A 17,665-nucleotide genomic window follows, 5' to 3' on the forward strand; every position below is an offset into this window, starting at 1 on the left:
ATTAATTTCCTCCTAATTGCGCCTTTAATTGCGCAATCATTGAATTTGTATTTGGGTATTCACCAAGCCAATGCTCAAAAGCAATAGCCCCTTGATGAACGAACATTCCAAGACCCGTAACGACGGTTGCTCCTTTTTCCTCAGCCGCTTTTAAAAAAGGCGTCATTAATGGATTATACACAATATCGGCTACAATTGCGCCTTTTGCAAGTCGTTCTAATGAAAATGGCATTGAAAAATTGCCCGTAGCAAGTCCAGCCGATGTCATTTGCACTAAAATGCCGAAATCAGCTAATGATTCCTCAGCCTCCGCTAAAGAAATCGCATGACCTACACCCATTTCATCGACAATTGCTTGGGCATTTGCCACTGTGCGGTTAGCAATGGTTAAATTCGTAAAACCTTGCTGTTGCATTGCAAAAGCAATACCACGAGCAGCACCGCCCGCACCAATAAGAAGAACTGGCTTGTCTTTATGTGACTTACCAACCGCTTCTTCTAACGAACGTACAAAACCAACACCGTCTGTATTGTATCCTTTTAATTTTCCTTCTTTTGTTCGGACAACCGTATTAACAGCTCCCATTTTTTTTGCCAACTCATCTAGCTCATCTAAATAAGGAATGATCGCTGTTTTATGTGGGATTGTAATATTCCAGCCACTAGCACCTAATGTTTTCAGGCCAGCAACCGCTGACTCCAAATTTTCAGAAGATACATGCACTGGAATATACGTCGCATCTATTGACATTTCCTCGAACCAAGCATTATGCATCGCCGGGGATTTTGAATGCTCAATCGGATCACCCATAACCGCAAACCATTTCTTCATTTCCTAATCCCTCTTCTCTACTTGTACATCCTAAATTAGTGATGGGCGAATTGATACTTGTACACCCTTTGGGGCATAAGCTGCTACAACTACATTGGCATGCTGCACAGTAATCCATCCAAGACCAGAGAATACAACATCTGTTTTCGCTTCTTTGATAGAGAACTCATGACGCACTAATGGTGGTAGCTGTTCTATAAATTCAGCAGTTGGAGGTGCCAGCAATTCACCCTTATGCTCTGCATACAATGTATCTGCCTTCTCAAGTTTTGTTCGGTGTATTGGTAAGTCATTTGCCACGTGTACCGTAAATGCCGAACGTTCTCCTTGAATAAAGTCAAAACGAGCAAGGGCGCCAATAAATAATGTTTGTCCAGCATTTTGTTGATACACTTTTGGCTTTATTTCTTTTTTAGGCATAATATATTTTAATTCGCTAGAGTCAATATGGTGTGCCATCTGATGGTGATTAATAATTCCCGGTGTGTCATATAATGCACTACCATCATCTAATGGAATTTCAATCATATCTAAAGTGGTACCTGGGAAATGAGAAGTTGTAATAATCTCACCTTCACCAGTAGCCTGCTTGATAATGCGATTAATGAACGTGGATTTCCCAACATTTGTACAACCTACAACATACACATTTTGTCCGTTACGGTACTCATCAATGGCTTCCATTGCTTCGGCCATCCCGTTACCTTTATGGGCACTCACTAAAAGTACATCGACAGGTTGTAGACCTAGAGCCTTCGCTTCACGTTTTAGCCAATTAATCACTTTTTTCGGTTTCACAGATTTCGGTAATAAATCGGCTTTATTCGCGATTAATAACACAGGATTTTTACCTACGAAGCGGTGAAGTCCTGGTAGCCAGCTCCCATTGAAGTCAAATATATCAACAATTTTTACGATTAAGCCTTGCTGTGTTCCAAGACCGTTTAATATGCGTAAAAAGTCGTCATCTGTTAATGAAACTGGTTGAATTTCATTATAATTTTTCAAACGGAAGCAACGTTGGCAAATGACCACGTCTTTTTCTAATGATGATGGGGGTGCATACCCAACTGCTGTTTTATCTTCTGTTTGAATTGTTGTACCACAGCCAATACAATTTGGCATTTCGTTCATTCTTTTTCCTCCCAAGTACTGATTCCTTTTCGTTTTAAATTATTGAACACACGACGTTCAATAAATCGGTTGAATTTTGTTACGAGCCCATCTGATTGTGCAACTGGTTTTACTAGTACCGTATGCAAACCTAAGCGATTAGCGCCCATTACATCTGTTAGTAGTTGGTCTCCTACCATTACTACTTCCTGTGGTCGTAGTCCTAATTGAACAATTGCACTATAAAAGGCATTACGAAGTGGCTTTCTCGCCTTATGAATATAAGGAATACCTAATGGCTCAGCAAATTGCTTAACACGTGCTTCTTTGTTATTCGACGCAATAATAACACGAATGCCTGATTCTTTCATAATGCGCAGCCAAATAATTAGCTCTTCCGTTGCATCTGCACGGTCCCATTCCACAAGCGTATTATCTAAATCCGTAATAATCCCTTTAATACCTAAGTCTTGAAGCTTTTCCGGTGTAATTTCATAAATACTCGTGACAAATTCATCTGGTAATAAAAAATTATACAAAATAGCGACCCCTAATCTAAACGTATTATTCGACCATTATAGCATATTTGCGAAGGCTTCACCCATTCGAATTGGGCTTCCTTGTACAACATTTTCCGTAAATTCTATTGCATCCTTTTCAAACAGCATAACTACTGTTGAGCCGAATGAAAAATATCCGACTTCTTCACCCTTATGCCACTGTGTTGTTGTATTAGTGAGCATGATAGAATTTACAAAGGTAGCACCAACTTTAATAAATGCTATCTGTTGATCATTCGCCACTTTCAGCTCCGTTACTGAACGATAATTGTGTGAAATAGGTTTTTTACCGTATGTAAGACCGAGCTGGTTAACAGGATAAGATTTTTGACCAAGTATATATTGTCTTAGCACTTCCCCATCAATCGGGCTATGAATACGGTGATAATCTGCAGGACTCAAGTAAAACACGATAAAATGTCCATCTGCATATTGTGAAGCACGTTCTGCATTGCCAAGTAAATCATGTAAAGCATAAGGCTTACCCTTTACATGAAATGTCATATCCCATTCGATACGTCCAAAGGATTCCACTTTGGCATCCACTGGACTTACATAAGTAGTGGGATTTTGTTCAATTGGACGTGCATCTTTTAAAAGCTCTCTTGTAAAAAAGTCATGTAAACTTGAAAAATGTTGTTGTTGTTTTGAAACCTCTTCAAGATTAATATCGTATACCTTCATGTAACTCGGAATAATTCGTTTACTCCACTTTGCTTTTGCAATAGATTGCAAAAGATGGGAGGATTGCTTTCCGTTTGTTAATTCAATCAAGCGTTGATATAGTTTTTCTTTCATAAAACAAAACCCCTATCGATTAATTTAGACTGTCAATTTTTTCGCATTCGAAGTATAATGGTACAATATCTTAAGTGCAAAGGAGTGATCCCCCTTGTTTTTTTATCACAAGTTGGTGGATACCACGGTTAAGAAAATGAAATCGCAAGCAGCAAACTTTATCACAATCAGTAATATGTCCTTCGGCGGCGCGGCCATAATGGCTACACTACACGAATACTATAGCTATAGTGTCTTGTTTATCTTTATTGCAGCCCTTCTTGATCGTTATGATGGAAAGGTAGCTAGAGCACTCGGACAAGTGTCTGATCTAGGTAAACAATTAGATTCTATGAGTGATATTATATCATTTGGTGTGGCGCCTGCATTATTAATGTATAAAGTTGTCTTAGTCGACTTTGGTTTCGTCGGCATGACGATGACAGTACTATACATCATCTGCGGTGCGATGAGATTAGCTCGCTTCAATATTACTGAAGCAAACGGCTATTTTACAGGGTTACCAATTACAGCGGCAGGTACGATCTTAACTTTAACGTATTTTGCATCTAATACGTTCCACCCGGCATTTTATCTTTTCCTATTCCCAATACTAGCATTACTAATGATTAGTACAATCTCGTTAAAAAAAGTGTAACAGCGCATTTGCTGTTGCACTTTTTTTCATTTAACACAGTTTTATAACATATACTGTCGAAAAATGGGGAAAGGATGAAATCATTCAATGAGCGGAATTTTTACATCTATGTTGCAGTTATGGCTTGAAATCCCAGCGTTACTTGGCTATTTAAAGGGGCAAACATTCCATAAACCCTTTTCAAAAGAAGAGGAAGCTGCTTGTATTGAACGATTTTTAGGCGGTGATGAGCAAGCGCGTCTCGATCTAATTGAACGCAATATGAGACTCGTTGCACACGTTGTAAAAAAATTCCACCCAAAACATGAACAACTTGATGATTATATTTCCATCGGTACTATTGGTCTGATGAAAGCCGTAGAAAGTTATACGCCTGACAAAAAAACCCGTCTTGCCACTTATGCCGCCCGTTGTATCGAAAATGAAATTTTAATGCATCTGCGTACACAGAAAAAAGTGCAAAAAGATGTTAGCTTATTTGAGCCAATCGGTACAGATAAAGATGGTAATGCACTACAAATCCGAGATCTCTTACAATGCGATGAAGAAAGTGCAACAGAAAAACTTGAACATAAAGAGCATGTTGCACAACTATATCATTATTTGCATATGCTTGACGATCGTGAACTCGAAATCGTTACACTCCGCTATGGTCTAAACCAGCAAGATGCACTTACACAAAAGGAAATCGCTGCACGTTTAAATATTTCTCGTAGTTATGTATCTCGCATTGAAAAGCGAGCTCTTATTAAACTCTATCAATTATATAAACGAGATCAAAAGATTATTGAGTAATATATTGTAAATTGATACTTATAAAATTTCAACATTCCCATTACTTTATTCTGCAATTAATCTTGTATTTTTTGTTACAAAAGTACCCCTTAGGCTGGTCACCATAACGTAGAGTTGATTTTCGTTCCGACTGACGCTCTCCCGTGGGCGTCTGATGAGCCTCTTGGGGTAATAGGGTATTTTTGTGCGAAAGCGGAGCGGCAGCAACAATATGTTTTGTCTGTGCGAAAGCGGAGCGCAGCAACAACATGTTTTGTCTGTGCGAAAGCGGAACGCAGCAACAACATGTTTTGTCTGTGCGAAAGGAAGCGGCAACAACAACAACAACAGGAGGTTGGTACAAAGGCGTTGTCACAGACGTGATGTTTTAGCCTTTGTTCCCCTACCTGCTCGCTCCAGGGTCTAATCTGTGACGTTAATCCCCAAAGAGTCGCCTAGCTTCCACTCCAATACTTATATACAAAACATACGTTTTAGCAAACATCATCCCTAACTTTTAGTAATAAGCCAATCCTTAGCAAGTTAGCGTAATAAATGAAGTAATAAAAAAACTCTCTTGCGATTTTCAATCGCAAGAGAGTTTTTTATTCTGCAGATTCTGATAGTTCTACTGAAATAAGTGTACCGAGTAACATTGTTATAATGACTACACCTGCTGTTAAAAATAGCATTATGAATGCCTCCCATCTAAATATGAAGAGATTTATTTAACATCAGTTTAGCATTAGTGAGACCTTTAAACTGTGATTTTTCTCACACTAAAAGCCACTCATTTTGACTATTTTGTGTAGTTTATTTCACAGATTTTTAGACTTTATAATGATTCGATAGCTTTTAGTACGATTTGTGTGGAATGCTTTGCAGCTACTGGTAAAAACTCATCGAAGCTAAGATTCGATTCTTTTCCAGCAATATCTGATAAAGCACGAATAACAACAAACGGAGTACCAAATTGATAACATACTTGTGCAACAGCAGCTGCTTCCATCTCCACTGCCTTCATTTGTGGGAAATGACGACGAACAGCTTCTACACGAACAGGATCATTCATAAAGGCATCACCTGAGCAAATTAAGCCAATACCATATTGGTGCTCTCCTACAGCCTCTACTGCCTCTTCAGCGACTTTCATAAGTTTTTCATCCGATTTATAAGCTGCTGGCATACCTGCCATCTGCCCCATTTCATAACCGAAAATTGTTACATCTACATCATGATGACGAACTTCATCTGAAATAACAACTGCGCCAACTTCAAGAGTTTCATCATAGCCTCCGGCAGAGCCCGTATTAATGACTACGTCAGGCTTGAATTCATGTAATAGAATAGTAGTTGACATTGCGGCATTTACTTTACCAATACCACTTTTTAATAAAACTACCTCTTTCCCTTTATAAGTTCCTGTTGTATACTCACTGCCTGCGATTGTTGTGCTTTTTGCTTGCTCTAATGATGCTCGTAAAAGCTCTACTTCCTCTTCCATTGCGCCGATTACTGCAATTTTCATCTCTCTGTTACTTCCCTTCTTTATTCAACTCTATTAAAAATAATAAAACGAGTTATTTTCGTCAATAGGCTCCGTTTAATGTATTTAGTTGCTCAAGTTTTACTGGTGTCCAGCCTTCGTTGTCGACCCATTCCATGCTAACACGATACATTTTTGTCTTATCACTCGTTGAAACTGTTGCAATAGCCGAATTAGCGCTACCGTTATTTCCCATACGCCAGATAATCATATTGTCCTTTTCGATGCCTGTAACTGCCGCAACTGTTGCTACCTTCTCAGCCCAGTCTACTGATCCATCATCGTAAGAAGACACATGCTGACCTGTTTGTGTTGTAGGTGTAGGTTCCCAATTTTTATTTGTTATGACCTTGTCAACAATTGGGTTATCTGAAGTAGTTTCAGTAGTAGTGTCCTGTTCAGATGTTTGAGATTCTTCTGTAGGCTCTTCCTTTGCTGGTTTTTCCTCCTGAGCTGATTCATCATTATTTTGCTCTTTAGAAGGCTCTTCCTTCACATCTTTTTTATCGTTCTTCTGCTCTTGTATTGGCTCGTCTTTCTCAGCCTTTCCTGCATCATCCTGCCATTTAAACACAAATGTTGCTGTTATAATAATTAATATCACGACAATACCAATTAAAACATTCAATAGTTTATCTAGCTTTTTATTACGAGATGGCTGCAAATGACGACTGCTTCGAGTTTTTCGTTCACTCATGAAGTCTCCCCCTCTCTAGCCAATATTCTATCAAGTTCAACAGTACTTGCAAAATAATTGTGCTCATATATTTTTTCATAGAGAAAAATATAGACATCTCGACGTATATTCTAATAGATTTTTGTATTATCACCAAAACGTGTGGTTGATTTCCGTTCCGACTGGGCGCTTTGTTGTTGCTGACGCTTCGCTTTCGCACAGAGCAAAGCTTCCTGGGGGCGTCCGATGAGCCGCTTGGGGCAACAGATGTTTTTTTGCGCGAAAGCGTAGTGCTAACGTAGCGGCAGCAGCAGGATGTTGGTCACGAAGGCGTTATAACAGGACGTGATGGTTTTAGCCTTCGTTCCCCTATTGCTAATCCCCAAGGAGCCGCCCAGCCTCCACTCCAATCAACTTATTTACATAGTATACGTTTTAACAAAAGTCCTACAACTTTTGGTGATGAACCAGATTTTTACCATCGATGTAAAAGCTTACATAGAAAGTGTAGATTCAAGAATCCATATCTCATTGGCGTTGTTGTTGCTGTCGCTTCGCTTTCGCACAGACAATGCTAAATGAAGATAAAAGCAGCTAGCTCTCTTTTGAAAAGATTAGCTAACTGCTTGTACCAAAATTATTTTATTGAAATAATTTTAACTTTCATTTCACCACCAGGTGTTTGAACGACAACCTCTTCGCCTTCAGCACGGCCTAGCAAGCCTTTAGCAATTGGTGATTCATTTGAAATACGGAATTCCATTGGATCTGCCTCAGCCGAACCAACAATTGTATACGATTCCTCATCTGTTGATGGTTTCCCATTAATAACTTCTACAAATGTAACCGTTTTCCCTAGTGATACAACACTGTTGTCTGTTTCGTCCTCAGAAATAATAACTGCGTTACGAATCATAGATTTTAATGTAGAAATTCGACCTTCTAAAAAGGCTTGTTCTTCTTTTGCAGAATCATACTCAGCGTTTTCAGAAAGATCCCCGAAATCACGCGCAATTTTAATACGTTCTACGATTTCCTTACGTGTTTCCGTTTCTAATTTCACTAATTCTTCTTCTAATTTTCTTTTACCTTCAGCTGTCATTGGGTACTGTTTTTCGTTTGCCAAAGTTCTTCACTCCTTGTTTTCGTCAATATAAAAACATAAAACTCGATTAAGTGGCTTAGTAGGATGCACTTAATCGAATTTTATTATTTTTAAACGGTTTCAAATTACTCTTTGACCTAATAGTATGCATGCCTTTCTGAAATATGTACAGATATGCATGTAAATATTGTCAATACCACTCTATCTTATTACAATACGTTGTCGGTTTCAAGGATAGTTTTAATCTTAGTTACCATTAAATCAATCGCAACCTCATTATCCCCGCCCTCTGGAATAATAATATCAGCATAACGTTTCGTCGGTTCAATAAATAGATTATGCATTGGACGCACTGCCGATAAATATTGATCGATTACAGAATCTGTTGTACGTCCGCGCTCTTTAATATCACGCATTATACGACGAATAATACGTAAATCTGAGTCCGTATCTACAAATAATTTAATGTCCATTAAATCACGCAAATCTGCATCTTCTAACACTAAAATACCTTCTAGTATAATAACATCAACAGGCTCTACATGAATAACTTCTTTAGCTCTTGTATGCTGCACATAATCATATACTGGCTTTTCGATTGGTTGACGGACCAATAATTTTTTTATGTGTTCAATTAACAAATCATTATCAAACGCTAACGGATGGTCATAGTTTGTACCTAAACGCTCCTCAAACGTTAAATGACTTTGATCTTTATAATAAAAATCTTGTTCAATTACAACTACTGAATGATCGCGGAAAACATCATAAATAGCACGGGTCACACTCGTTTTTCCCGAGCATGAACCACCAGCGATTCCGATGACGACTGGACGCTTTGCTGCCATTAATTATTCTCCTTTCGCATCATGTTATGTGGTTTTAATGGTGTATCGCATTTAAATTTAACAATTTGTAGTGGATGACGTGCAGCATCTAAGCTATTGCCATCCTCATCCCAAATTTCACCCATTGTAAGACGGAAATTTTCGATTTCTGGTCCAAAGAACTCTACCTCATCACCAGGTTTAAAATAGTTGCGTTGTTGCATTGTAACTATTTTCGTTTCTGGGTCATGCTCTAAAATTAAACCAGCAAACTCATAAGTCGTTTTGCGGCCATGTACACCAAACATTTGCTCCTCGTGGCCAGGGGCATCATGGAAGAATGCTTCAGCAGTATCACGGTTAGCACATTTGTCTAGTTCCTCGAGCCATTCACGTTTAATTTTGAAATTTTCAGGGTCAGCACAATAAGCGTCAATCACTTTGCGGTACACTGAAACAACTGTAGCCACATAATGAATGGATTTCATACGACCTTCTACTTTTAATGAATCAATACCAAGCTCAATCATATGTGGAATTGCTTCAATCAGCTTTAAGTCTTTCGGACTCATTGCAAAAGGTGCATGATTATCATCGAAAAGTGCCTTTTCTTCGCCATCTTCTAGCTCATATAAATCATAGTCCCAGCGGCAAGATTGACAGCAACCACCACGGTTAGAGTCACGAGCAGTCATGTGATTTGAAAGTACACAACGACCAGAATAGGCTATACACATTGCTCCATGAACGAATGCCTCAATTTCAATATCGACTTTTTCCTTCATCAGCTTCATTTCTTCGCCGCCCACTTCACGTGCTAATACTACACGATGTAAGCCTTCTTCTTTCCAATACTGTACTGCCTTCCAGTTCGATAAAGATTGCTGTGTAGAAAGGTGAATTTCAAGCTTTGGTGCAGCTGTACGGCATGTTTCAATGATTAGTGGATCCGCTACAATAATGCCTGTAACACCTGCAGATTCAATATCTTGTAAATATTGCTCTAAGCCGTCCATATTTTCATTATGGGCGAAAATATTTGTCGTAACATATATTTTTGCACCGTATTTATTGGCGAATTCAACACCTTCGCGCATTTCTTCAATTGAGAAGTTATCTGCGTTTGAACGTAGACCGAACTCTCGTCCACCGATAAATACAGCATCTGCTCCATAATGAACTGCTACTTTTAATTTTTCTAAACTACCTGCAGGGGCAAGTAGCTCTGGTTTTTTTGTAATGACACGTTTACCGTCTACAATCTCACGGATTTTGTCATTTTGTTCTAATACTAATGCCATGTTCTTGCCACCTCCTAGTAAACTGTTTCCTTGAAGATAAAGCCAGTATCAAGAGGTCTGATGGCAGGCTGAATATCTTCAATTTTAGCTAATAAATCATCTTTAATATCTTCATACGCATCTTCTGATTCGTCAAAATATGTGTCAATTGCTTGACGATAAGCTTCTGTTACTGTGTTCACATATTCTGGCGTTTGAAGAACACCTTCAATTTTCAATGCATCAATGCCACCTTCGAATAATTCGCCAAGCTCATCAATAATGCACATATCGTTTGGACTGAAAATATGAGTACCATTAGCGTCCTCATAAATTGGATATTTATTATTACGTTCATCATCGTGAATGAACATATTGCGATTTTCCTTACGATTTTCAATTTCCATTACTTTATCTTGATATAAGAAATAATGGCCTAGTAATGGACGTTTTGATTGGAACATACATGTCATTCCATGTACTTGAACCTCAATCTCTACTTCTGTATTTTCTTTAATTTCTAGCACTTCATCTAAAGAAAGTTCACGTGAAAGCACTGCACGAGTTGCCCCGCGTTTTCCCCAATAATTTGCAGTAAACCAGTTCGTTGCAGTCGTTTCCGGATTCCAGTGTAGCGGTATTGTTACACCTTGCTCACGGCGGATGATTAATACTGCTGGATCACCATAAATTAAACGGTCGACACCAATACGTTGCATTTCTTTTAAATATTCGGCAAGCGCATCCAATTTTTCATTATGGAATAACGCATTTACCGCAACATAAACCTTTTTACCCGCTGCATGAATTAGCTTTGTAGCCTCTTCCACTTCACTTACAGAAAATTCTCCTGCTAGGCGCAGACCAAATTGTTGTTCGCCAATGACAAAAGCATCTGCTCCAGCCTGTAAAAGGTCTTTTACATGGTCCACTGATTGCGGTGTAACAAGCAATTCAGGTTTTTTCATAATAGTCACCTCTTCAAACATAATAATAAACCATCACCAACTGGTAAAAATGCACTTGTATAATCAGGGTGCTGCATAATCCATTCGGTGAAGTTTTTTAAATTGCGAATCATTGTACGCTTACGACGCGGAACATCTTTTAAATCCAAATCTGATAAGCCATGCATATACATATTATCGATATACAGAACTCCGCCAGATTTTACAAGAGGCGCATACTTTTCAAAAAAGCGTTGATATTGTCCCTTTGCAGCATCGATAAAAACTGCATCGAAGGTCGTTTGAATTGCTTCATCATTCACTTCTAAGGCGTCACCCTCAATGACTGTAATACGATCTGATACTGTAGAACGTTCAATATAAGCCCTTGCTCTTGTAACACGCTCTGCATCACGTTCGATTGTAACGATTTGCACATTTGGTAAAGCCTCTGCCATTCTTATTGCAGAATAACCAATTGCTGTACCAATCTCTAAAATTTTCGACGGATTTTGAATACGTAGCAGTTGATTTAGTGCATCAATGCCTGAAAGTTGCATAATCGGTACATGATTCTCCTCCGCAAATGCTTCCATTTCTAAAAGCAATTCATTACGTGGTTGAATAAATGATTGTATATATGCATCTGATAATTCCATTTTTTTAGTTCACCCTCATATCAATTATGCCTCGGCATAATTGTGTCTGGAATCGGCTTTGTGCTTAGGCCTGCACGAGGGCCGACACGATGTCGGTCATTTCGGTAATGCCACAGGACGTGGCGCTTTTACCGAGGGCCAACACGATGTTGGTCATTTCGATAATGCCACAGGACGTGGCGCTTTTACCGATGCAGGTCAGTTAGCCGTTATCGCATGGATGCGATGATTTTAGGCTAACATCCTCTAAGAATTCCTTTCCGATTTCCGTGACATCCGCCGGAGGCTTTAACTTCTTTCAGCGGATATTTGTACACAGCTGAAAAGTGACTTAAAATCGCATTCATCTCCCCGCCAATAGAGGTGGGAGACACTTGTACCTGTCGCTTCGCTTTCGCTCATATGACATTTGTAGCTGACACTTCACTTTCGCTACATATGACATTTGTAGCTGACACTTCACTTTCGCTACATAAGACATTTGTAGCTGACGCTTCACTTTCGCTACATAAGACATTTGTAGCTGACGCTTCACTTTCGCTACATAAGACATTTGCTGAAAGAAGTTAAAAGGCAACGAGCAATACTCGTTGTCTGTACTTCATCATTTAGCAACAAAAAGAAAAAGACCAAACGTGATGTCTTGGTACTTCGTCATACAAAAATGAGCAATTGTTTTTATAAGCTCCAAACAATTGCCACCACGTATATTATTCCGCATTAACGGACTGATTGAATTTTTTCCATGCGGATTGATTAAAAATCACAATTTATAATAGCACGAAAATAGAAGGAAAGCTATTTTTCTTTCCTTCTATCCACATTATTGCTATTTATTTTTTCTATTTAAAGTACTTACTCTGCTTTTTTTATATATTTATCTACTTTCAGTAAATGTTCATCATACGTTTTCGAGAAGTGGTTGACACCTTTTTTATCCGCTAAGAAGTATAGATAGTCCGTTTTACTTGGATTAAGCACTGCTTCAATCGAAGTTTTCCCTGCACCCGCAATAGGACCTGGTGGTAAGCCTTTATTTTTGTAAGTATTATAGGCATTATCTACTTCTAAATCTTTATATAGGACACGATCTTTATGGGAACCAAGCGCATATAAAACAGTTGGATCTGTTTGTAATGGCATCCCTCGATCGATACGGTTATAGAATACGCTCGCAATCGTTTCTCGATCTGTTTGGGCAGTGGCTTCTCTTTCCAATAATGAAGCAAATGTTAATAATTGATGTACTGACATTTTCTTTTCAGTTAGAGCATCGTTGTAATTTTTCACAACCTTGTTCATTGCTCCTACCATTTCGTCTACAATCGATTCTAATGATGGTTTTTCTTCGAAATAAGAATAAGTTGCAGGGAATAAATAGCCCTCTAAATCATATCGAATATTATCAGCTAAAACCGCATCTGTCACAAGCTCAGGGTATTTAGCCTTCATTTGTTGTACAAACGCATCGCTTGTTACTAAGTCCATAAATTCTTTTTGAGTGTAAGGCGTTTTCTTTTCCACAATATCACCAATTTGTTCAAGTGTTAAACCTTCAGGAATTGTCATTGTAAAGACTGGCGTACGATAAACCTTCCCTGTTTTTAAACTTTCGATTAGCTCATCCAATGTCATTGCTTGTGTTAAATCATAGTTCCCTGCTTGGAACTGGGATTCATTTTTAAATTTAGCATAATATTTAAAAACACGAGCATCTTTAATAACCCCTTTCTTCTCTAATAGAGTTGAAATAGAGCTTAAAGTTGAGCCTATTGGTACTTCAACTGCTATTGTTTTAGTTGCATCTGGATCCACTGGTTTTAAAGCACTCTTCACATAACTATAACCAAGTATACCGACAATCCCTGATATTAGAACAAAAACAATTGCTACAATAGCAACGATTTTTCTCACAATTTTTACCTCGGATTTTCTTTCTTGCATTTTTGCAAACATTTCTTGTTTTTTCGAACCGTTATTCACGGGTTTCCCCCCTATCACTCCATTATCATACTAGAAATCAACTTTCACGACAAACAGAAATAGAAAATCAGTAAAAATAGATCACTTAAAAATAGATTGCGACAAAAAGATAAATATAATAAATCAAAGTTGATTTACAGTCAACAAACTAAAACAATATAGAAATCTAGATGGATAGGTTGGCAAATTAGGAACGGAAAGCCCTTCAGTAGAAAAGCAAAAATCTGCCAACTATATCGTTAGCAGATTCAATAATATTCTCCTCACGTCAACGGTTGGAAAACTTACTATATCAAAATCAATTTTGCCTCGGCATAAGTGCGTTCAGAATCGGCTTTGTGCTTTTGCCTGCACGAGGGCAGACACGATGTCGGTCACTCAGTCGTGTGTTGTTGTTGCTTTGCTTTGCTTTGATTTGCTTCGCTTTCGCTACAGAAAATAATTGCTGTATGAAATTAAAGTGATCCAAGTGATCCCTATAATTGAAAAGCTTCTTGTTTGACATCGATTAACAAACCCTTTGCAAGCTGTGCAATAACTACATCATCAGCTGGAGGATTAAAACGACTACATTGAACATCTCGAAAAAGTCGCTGTAATTTATTAGCTTTAGATAGACTTCGTCCCCCAACAACTTGCATTGCTTTTGTTACGATGTCAATCGCATTGTTACAAATAACATACTTTGCAATACTAACATCTTCAGAAAGCTGATCCTTAATCGCTGGATTTTGTTCTACTTGCGCTGCAATACTATACAATGTTCGCCGTGCTGTGCGATATAGCACTTCTATTTCACCCATTTTTTGTTGGACATGACTAGCGTGTGCGATTGTATTTTCTAAGCTGTATGAATAGGTATTTTTAGCAAAATCAATTACATAATCCCGAGCTGCACCCGCAACTCCTAAGTAAACAGCTGGAATTTCTAACGAGTAGACGCGACCATCAGCTAAAAAACGATTCACTTCATTTGGACGATGTTTGTATAGCAATGCCTCCTCTGGAACAAACGTTTCATGAAAAATAATGTCATGACTACCCGTTGCCCGCATTCCCATCGCATCCCATGTATTAATAACCTCCACCTGATCATTTTTGGTTATTAAAAATTCCGCTGTTAAATTTTCTTCTTCAATATAGGCGATAATCGTAAATTGTTTTAATATTGGGGCTAAGGAAGCAAAAGCCTTTTCACCTGTAATGATATAGCCTCCATGCACTTTTTTAGCAATTGTTCCAGGTAAACTTCCACGAGAAATATTTCCCTTCCCTCGCTCGCTATTTATAATATTTAAGAGAGAACCTTCTTTAACTGCTTTATGGCACAATTCCGCAAATATAGGACCAGGCCATGTCTTCGCCTCCCGAACATTTAAAAAAGTTAATAAGTGCCACCCAACAGACAATGCAGTAGAAGCATCTCCTTTAGCTAATTGTTCCTGTACTAATAACATTTCATAAAGGGAAATTTCCTCACCGCCGTATTTTTTCGGCACCGTTAATTTAAAATAGCCAGCATCCTCCAATATTTTAAAATGCTCAAACGGAAATTCTCCACTCTTATCATATTTACCAGCTGTCTTGTCAATTTGTTGTGCCAATTCAAAAGCATACTGAACTAGCTGTTGCTCACGTTCGTTTCGAATAAAAACATCACTCATCAATGAGTCACCTTGCTTTTAGTAAATCTATTTTGTGGTTTTTTCAGTCCTAAATGTTCCCTAAGTGTGGATCCTGTATATTCTTTACGATAAATATCACGCTCTTGTAAAATTGGCACAACCTTGTTCACAAAATCCTCTAAATCGCGTGGCAATAAAGGAAACTGTAACATAAAGCCATCTGCCGCTTCTTCTGTAATCCAACGTTCCATCTCATCGGCAATTTGCGTTGCTGTCCCAACAAAGGCATCACGCTTTGCAGGGCCAAAAAGGCGCGCATATAATTCACCGACTTTTAAATTTTCTTTTTTGATAATCTCCAAATGCTCGTAGAAATGACTTTGAATACTATTGACCTCAGGAAAATCCACTTCGATTGCAGGTGTATCTAACGAGTATTTTGAGAAATCAACATTTCCCATATAACCCGAAACAAATTTTAAGCTCTCATATGGGTCAATCAACGCTTGTAATTCATTATACTTACGAATGGCCTCTTCCTCCGTATCCCCCACAATTGGCGATATCCCTTGTAACACAAGTAACTCCTCATCGGTGCGCCCAAAGAGAGCAAGCTGTGCCTTTAAGTGGCGATAATGCTCCTTGGACTTCCCTATATCGTCCCAATGAACAAAAACGACCTCCGCTGTTCGCGCTGCTAATGTTTGCCCTGGTTTTGAAGCACCAGCCTGCACAATAACAGGCTGACCCTGAACGGAACGTGCAATATTCAACGGACCTTTCACTGATAAATATTTACCTTTAAAAGCGGTCTCATGTACTTTATTGCGATCATAAAAAATATTATGATCACGGTCGTAGACAAAAGCATCGTCCTCCCATGAATCCCATAATGACTGCACTACATCGATGAATTCCTCCGCGCGTTCATAGCGATGATCGTGCTCCCAATGCTTGTCACGGCTAAAGTTTAAAGCCGTATGCCCTGTGGCATCTGCTGTTGTCACTAGATTCCAACCGACTCTACCATTACTAATATGATCTACGGACATTAGCTGCCTTGCTAACACATATGGCTCACTATATGTGGTTGATGCAGTTGCCCCAAGTCCGATTTTGGTTGTCGCAGCTGCTAAAGCTGTAATCTGTATAAGAGGATCAAAGCGATTTAAAATATGTGGATGTGATTCATGATTGATCGCTAAACTATCCGCAACAAAAGCAATATCAAACTTGCCCTTTTCAGCAATTTGCGCCGCCTTTTGTAATGCATTAATATCGATGCTTGCATTAACTTTTGCAGACGGATGTTTCCAAGCTGCCACATGCATTCCTGCCCCAATTAAATATAACGCAAGCTTTAACTCCTTTTTCTTAGTCATTTTCTCGTCATCTCCCTTAATATGAATCAATTTCGCTGTCGCACAAATAAACAGAGGCAATAGGCCAATACAGTGTTGATCAATGAAGATAAAAGTCTTTCCATGTAGCTAATTCATCTAATGGCATTTTTATAGGAATATAATTGCCATTAGAAATATCTTTAATGAAATTGGCAGTTTCTTCACGCTGATAGATGTCAACAATTTTTAAAAATGTCTTATTGTCCTTATCTTCAGGCCTTGCCACGATAACATTAATAAATGGCTTCGCCGTTTCATTCTCATGAATAATGGCATCTTTCAATAGTAAGCCTGCTTCGACGGCAACCCCATTATTAATGACCGCAAAATCGGCATCTTCCATAACCCTCGGTGTCGTCGCACCATCTACTGGTAAAATGTTTAATTTTTTCGGATTATCTTTAATTCGGTCCTCTCCACCATTACCATCAAAATTATCCGTAACCGTCAATAAGCCATATTCTTGTAGCAGCAATAAAGCTCTACCCCAGTTAGAAGGATCATTTGGTACAGCAATTTTCGCTCCCTCTTTCATATCATCCAAAGATTTATATTTGTTTGAATATAAGCCTATCGGAGCCATAATTGTTGTGCCAATCGCCTGTAAATCTGTTCTGTTATTTGTATTAAATAAATTTAAGTAAGCGACATGCTGAAACGCATTGATATCAACCTCTCTCTCCGCCAATGCTTGGTTCGGGTCGTATTGTGCTGAGAATGTCACTAAATCGAGGTTAATATCTTCCTTTGCAGCCTGTTCTTTTATATACTCCCATGTTTTCAATTCCGAGCTACGGATACCAACCTTCACAGTATCTTTTTCATCTGCTTTTGCACAAGCAACTAGTAGGAACAGTAATGCAATTAAACTTAATAGATAATTTAGTTTCCTCATATCAA

The 17,665-nt window shown here is 38.5% G+C and carries 17 protein-coding genes; 2 read left to right on the forward strand and 15 right to left on the reverse strand.

Going from position 1 to position 17,665, the window contains the following annotated elements; translation table 11 throughout:
• Position 1 precedes the first annotated feature (1 nt).
• Genes aroE through ACQKOG_RS06380 form a run of 4 tightly spaced genes read right to left on the reverse strand, consistent with a single transcriptional unit; the run spans position 2 to position 3,303 of the window.
• Entirely contained in the window at positions 2-832 is an 831-nt protein-coding gene (gene aroE, locus ACQKOG_RS06365; protein ID WP_370079520.1) for a shikimate dehydrogenase, read from the reverse strand.
• 30 nt (positions 833-862) lie between these two features.
• Positions 863-1,966, reverse strand: coding sequence for a ribosome biogenesis GTPase YqeH (yqeH, locus tag ACQKOG_RS06370; RefSeq protein ID WP_370079521.1), 1,104 nt, complete (start codon positions 1,964-1,966; stop codon positions 863-865).
• Positions 1,963-2,484 carry a YqeG family HAD IIIA-type phosphatase gene (locus ACQKOG_RS06375; protein WP_049667747.1) on the reverse strand — a complete coding sequence of 174 codons (522 nt, stop codon included), beginning with the start codon at positions 2,482-2,484 and terminating at the stop codon, positions 1,963-1,965. Before ACQKOG_RS06375 ends, yqeH begins: the two co-directional genes overlap by 4 nt.
• 36 nt (positions 2,485-2,520) lie before the next feature.
• Entirely contained in the window at positions 2,521-3,303 is a 783-nt protein-coding gene (locus tag ACQKOG_RS06380) for a phosphatidylserine decarboxylase (protein ID WP_370079522.1), read from the reverse strand.
• 136 nt (positions 3,304-3,439) lie between these two features.
• Here ACQKOG_RS06380 and pssA point away from each other — a divergent pair, with 136 nt between their 5' ends.
• Together pssA and sigK are read left to right on the forward strand one after the other, a co-directional pair.
• On the forward strand, positions 3,440-3,940 hold the full coding sequence (pssA, locus tag ACQKOG_RS06385) for a CDP-diacylglycerol--serine O-phosphatidyltransferase (RefSeq protein ID WP_142509087.1): 501 nt from the start codon (positions 3,440-3,442) through the stop codon (positions 3,938-3,940).
• A gap of 87 nt (positions 3,941-4,027) precedes the next feature.
• Positions 4,028-4,735, forward strand: coding sequence for an RNA polymerase sporulation sigma factor SigK (gene sigK / locus ACQKOG_RS06390; RefSeq protein ID WP_370079523.1), 708 nt, complete (start codon positions 4,028-4,030; stop codon positions 4,733-4,735).
• Positions 4,736-5,549: 814 nt separating this feature from the next.
• On the opposite strand, the gene mtnN is transcribed toward sigK, so the two are convergent.
• From mtnN to ACQKOG_RS06445, 11 genes are all read right to left on the reverse strand, one after another.
• Complete coding sequence (mtnN, locus tag ACQKOG_RS06395) at positions 5,550-6,242, reverse strand: 5'-methylthioadenosine/S-adenosylhomocysteine nucleosidase (RefSeq protein WP_370075346.1); 693 nt, start codon at positions 6,240-6,242, stop codon at positions 5,550-5,552.
• Positions 6,243-6,303: 61 nt separating this feature from the next.
• Positions 6,304-6,957: a YrrS family protein gene (locus ACQKOG_RS06400; RefSeq protein ID WP_370075347.1), complete on the reverse strand. Its 654-nt coding sequence runs from the start codon at positions 6,955-6,957 to the stop codon at positions 6,304-6,306.
• A gap of 616 nt (positions 6,958-7,573) precedes the next feature.
• Positions 7,574-8,062 (reverse strand): transcription elongation factor GreA, encoded by a 489-nt coding sequence (gene greA, locus ACQKOG_RS06405; RefSeq protein WP_049667741.1) that lies wholly within the window; start codon positions 8,060-8,062, stop codon positions 7,574-7,576.
• 188 nt (positions 8,063-8,250) lie between these two features.
• Positions 8,251-8,889, reverse strand: a complete 639-nt coding sequence (udk, locus tag ACQKOG_RS06410) for a uridine kinase (protein ID WP_370075348.1) — start codon at positions 8,887-8,889, stop codon at positions 8,251-8,253.
• On the reverse strand, positions 8,889-10,169 hold the full coding sequence (locus tag ACQKOG_RS06415) for a peptidase U32 family protein (protein WP_370075349.1): 1,281 nt from the start codon (positions 10,167-10,169) through the stop codon (positions 8,889-8,891). The genes udk and ACQKOG_RS06415 overlap by 1 nt, the downstream gene beginning before the upstream one ends.
• Before the next feature lie 14 nt (positions 10,170-10,183).
• Positions 10,184-11,116 (reverse strand): peptidase U32 family protein, encoded by a 933-nt coding sequence (locus tag ACQKOG_RS06420; RefSeq protein ID WP_370075350.1) that lies wholly within the window; start codon positions 11,114-11,116, stop codon positions 10,184-10,186.
• 5 nt (positions 11,117-11,121) lie between these two features.
• Positions 11,122-11,754, reverse strand: a complete 633-nt coding sequence (locus ACQKOG_RS06425; RefSeq protein ID WP_370075351.1) for an O-methyltransferase — start codon at positions 11,752-11,754, stop codon at positions 11,122-11,124.
• An 855-nt stretch (positions 11,755-12,609) separates the two neighbouring features.
• Positions 12,610-13,737: an endolytic transglycosylase MltG gene (gene mltG / locus ACQKOG_RS06430; RefSeq protein ID WP_427445682.1), complete on the reverse strand. Its 1,128-nt coding sequence runs from the start codon at positions 13,735-13,737 to the stop codon at positions 12,610-12,612.
• A 476-nt stretch (positions 13,738-14,213) separates the two neighbouring features.
• Positions 14,214-15,401: an acyl-CoA dehydrogenase family protein gene (locus ACQKOG_RS06435; RefSeq protein ID WP_427445684.1), complete on the reverse strand. Its 1,188-nt coding sequence runs from the start codon at positions 15,399-15,401 to the stop codon at positions 14,214-14,216.
• On the reverse strand, positions 15,401-16,744 hold the full coding sequence (locus ACQKOG_RS06440; protein WP_402870324.1) for an LLM class flavin-dependent oxidoreductase: 1,344 nt from the start codon (positions 16,742-16,744) through the stop codon (positions 15,401-15,403). The genes ACQKOG_RS06435 and ACQKOG_RS06440 overlap by 1 nt, the downstream gene beginning before the upstream one ends.
• 79 nt (positions 16,745-16,823) lie before the next feature.
• On the reverse strand, positions 16,824-17,660 hold the full coding sequence (locus ACQKOG_RS06445; protein ID WP_370075355.1) for a MetQ/NlpA family ABC transporter substrate-binding protein: 837 nt from the start codon (positions 17,658-17,660) through the stop codon (positions 16,824-16,826).
• Between the last annotated feature and the right edge of the window lie 5 nt (positions 17,661-17,665).

It is taken from the genome of Lysinibacillus sp. NPDC093216, assembly GCF_050280325.1.
GTDB lineage: Bacteria > Bacillota > Bacilli > Bacillales_A > Planococcaceae > Lysinibacillus.

Coding starts and splice junctions, on each gene's coding strand:
- aroE (WP_370079520.1), bottom strand. CDS start 832: ATGAAGAAATGGTTTGCGGTTATGGGTGATCCGATTGAGCATTCAAAA.
- yqeH (WP_370079521.1), bottom strand. CDS start 1,966: ATGAACGAAATGCCAAATTGTATTGGCTGTGGTACAACAATTCAAACA.
- ACQKOG_RS06380 (WP_370079522.1), bottom strand. CDS start 3,303: ATGAAAGAAAAACTATATCAACGCTTGATTGAATTAACAAACGGAAAG.
- pssA (WP_142509087.1), top strand. CDS start 3,440: ATGAAATCGCAAGCAGCAAACTTTATCACAATCAGTAATATGTCCTTC.
- sigK (WP_370079523.1), top strand. CDS start 4,028: ATGAGCGGAATTTTTACATCTATGTTGCAGTTATGGCTTGAAATCCCA.
- mtnN (WP_370075346.1), bottom strand. CDS start 6,242: ATGAAAATTGCAGTAATCGGCGCAATGGAAGAGGAAGTAGAGCTTTTA.
- ACQKOG_RS06400 (WP_370075347.1), bottom strand. CDS start 6,957: ATGAGTGAACGAAAAACTCGAAGCAGTCGTCATTTGCAGCCATCTCGT.
- udk (WP_370075348.1), bottom strand. CDS start 8,889: ATGGCAGCAAAGCGTCCAGTCGTCATCGGAATCGCTGGTGGTTCATGC.
- ACQKOG_RS06415 (WP_370075349.1), bottom strand. CDS start 10,169: ATGGCATTAGTATTAGAACAAAATGACAAAATCCGTGAGATTGTAGAC.
- ACQKOG_RS06420 (WP_370075350.1), bottom strand. CDS start 11,116: ATGAAAAAACCTGAATTGCTTGTTACACCGCAATCAGTGGACCATGTA.
- ACQKOG_RS06425 (WP_370075351.1), bottom strand. CDS start 11,754: ATGGAATTATCAGATGCATATATACAATCATTTATTCAACCACGTAAT.
- ACQKOG_RS06435 (WP_427445684.1), bottom strand. CDS start 15,401: ATGAGTGATGTTTTTATTCGAAACGAACGTGAGCAACAGCTAGTTCAG.
- ACQKOG_RS06440 (WP_402870324.1), bottom strand. CDS start 16,744: ATGACTAAGAAAAAGGAGTTAAAGCTTGCGTTATATTTAATTGGGGCA.
- ACQKOG_RS06445 (WP_370075355.1), bottom strand. CDS start 17,660: ATGAGGAAACTAAATTATCTATTAAGTTTAATTGCATTACTGTTCCTA.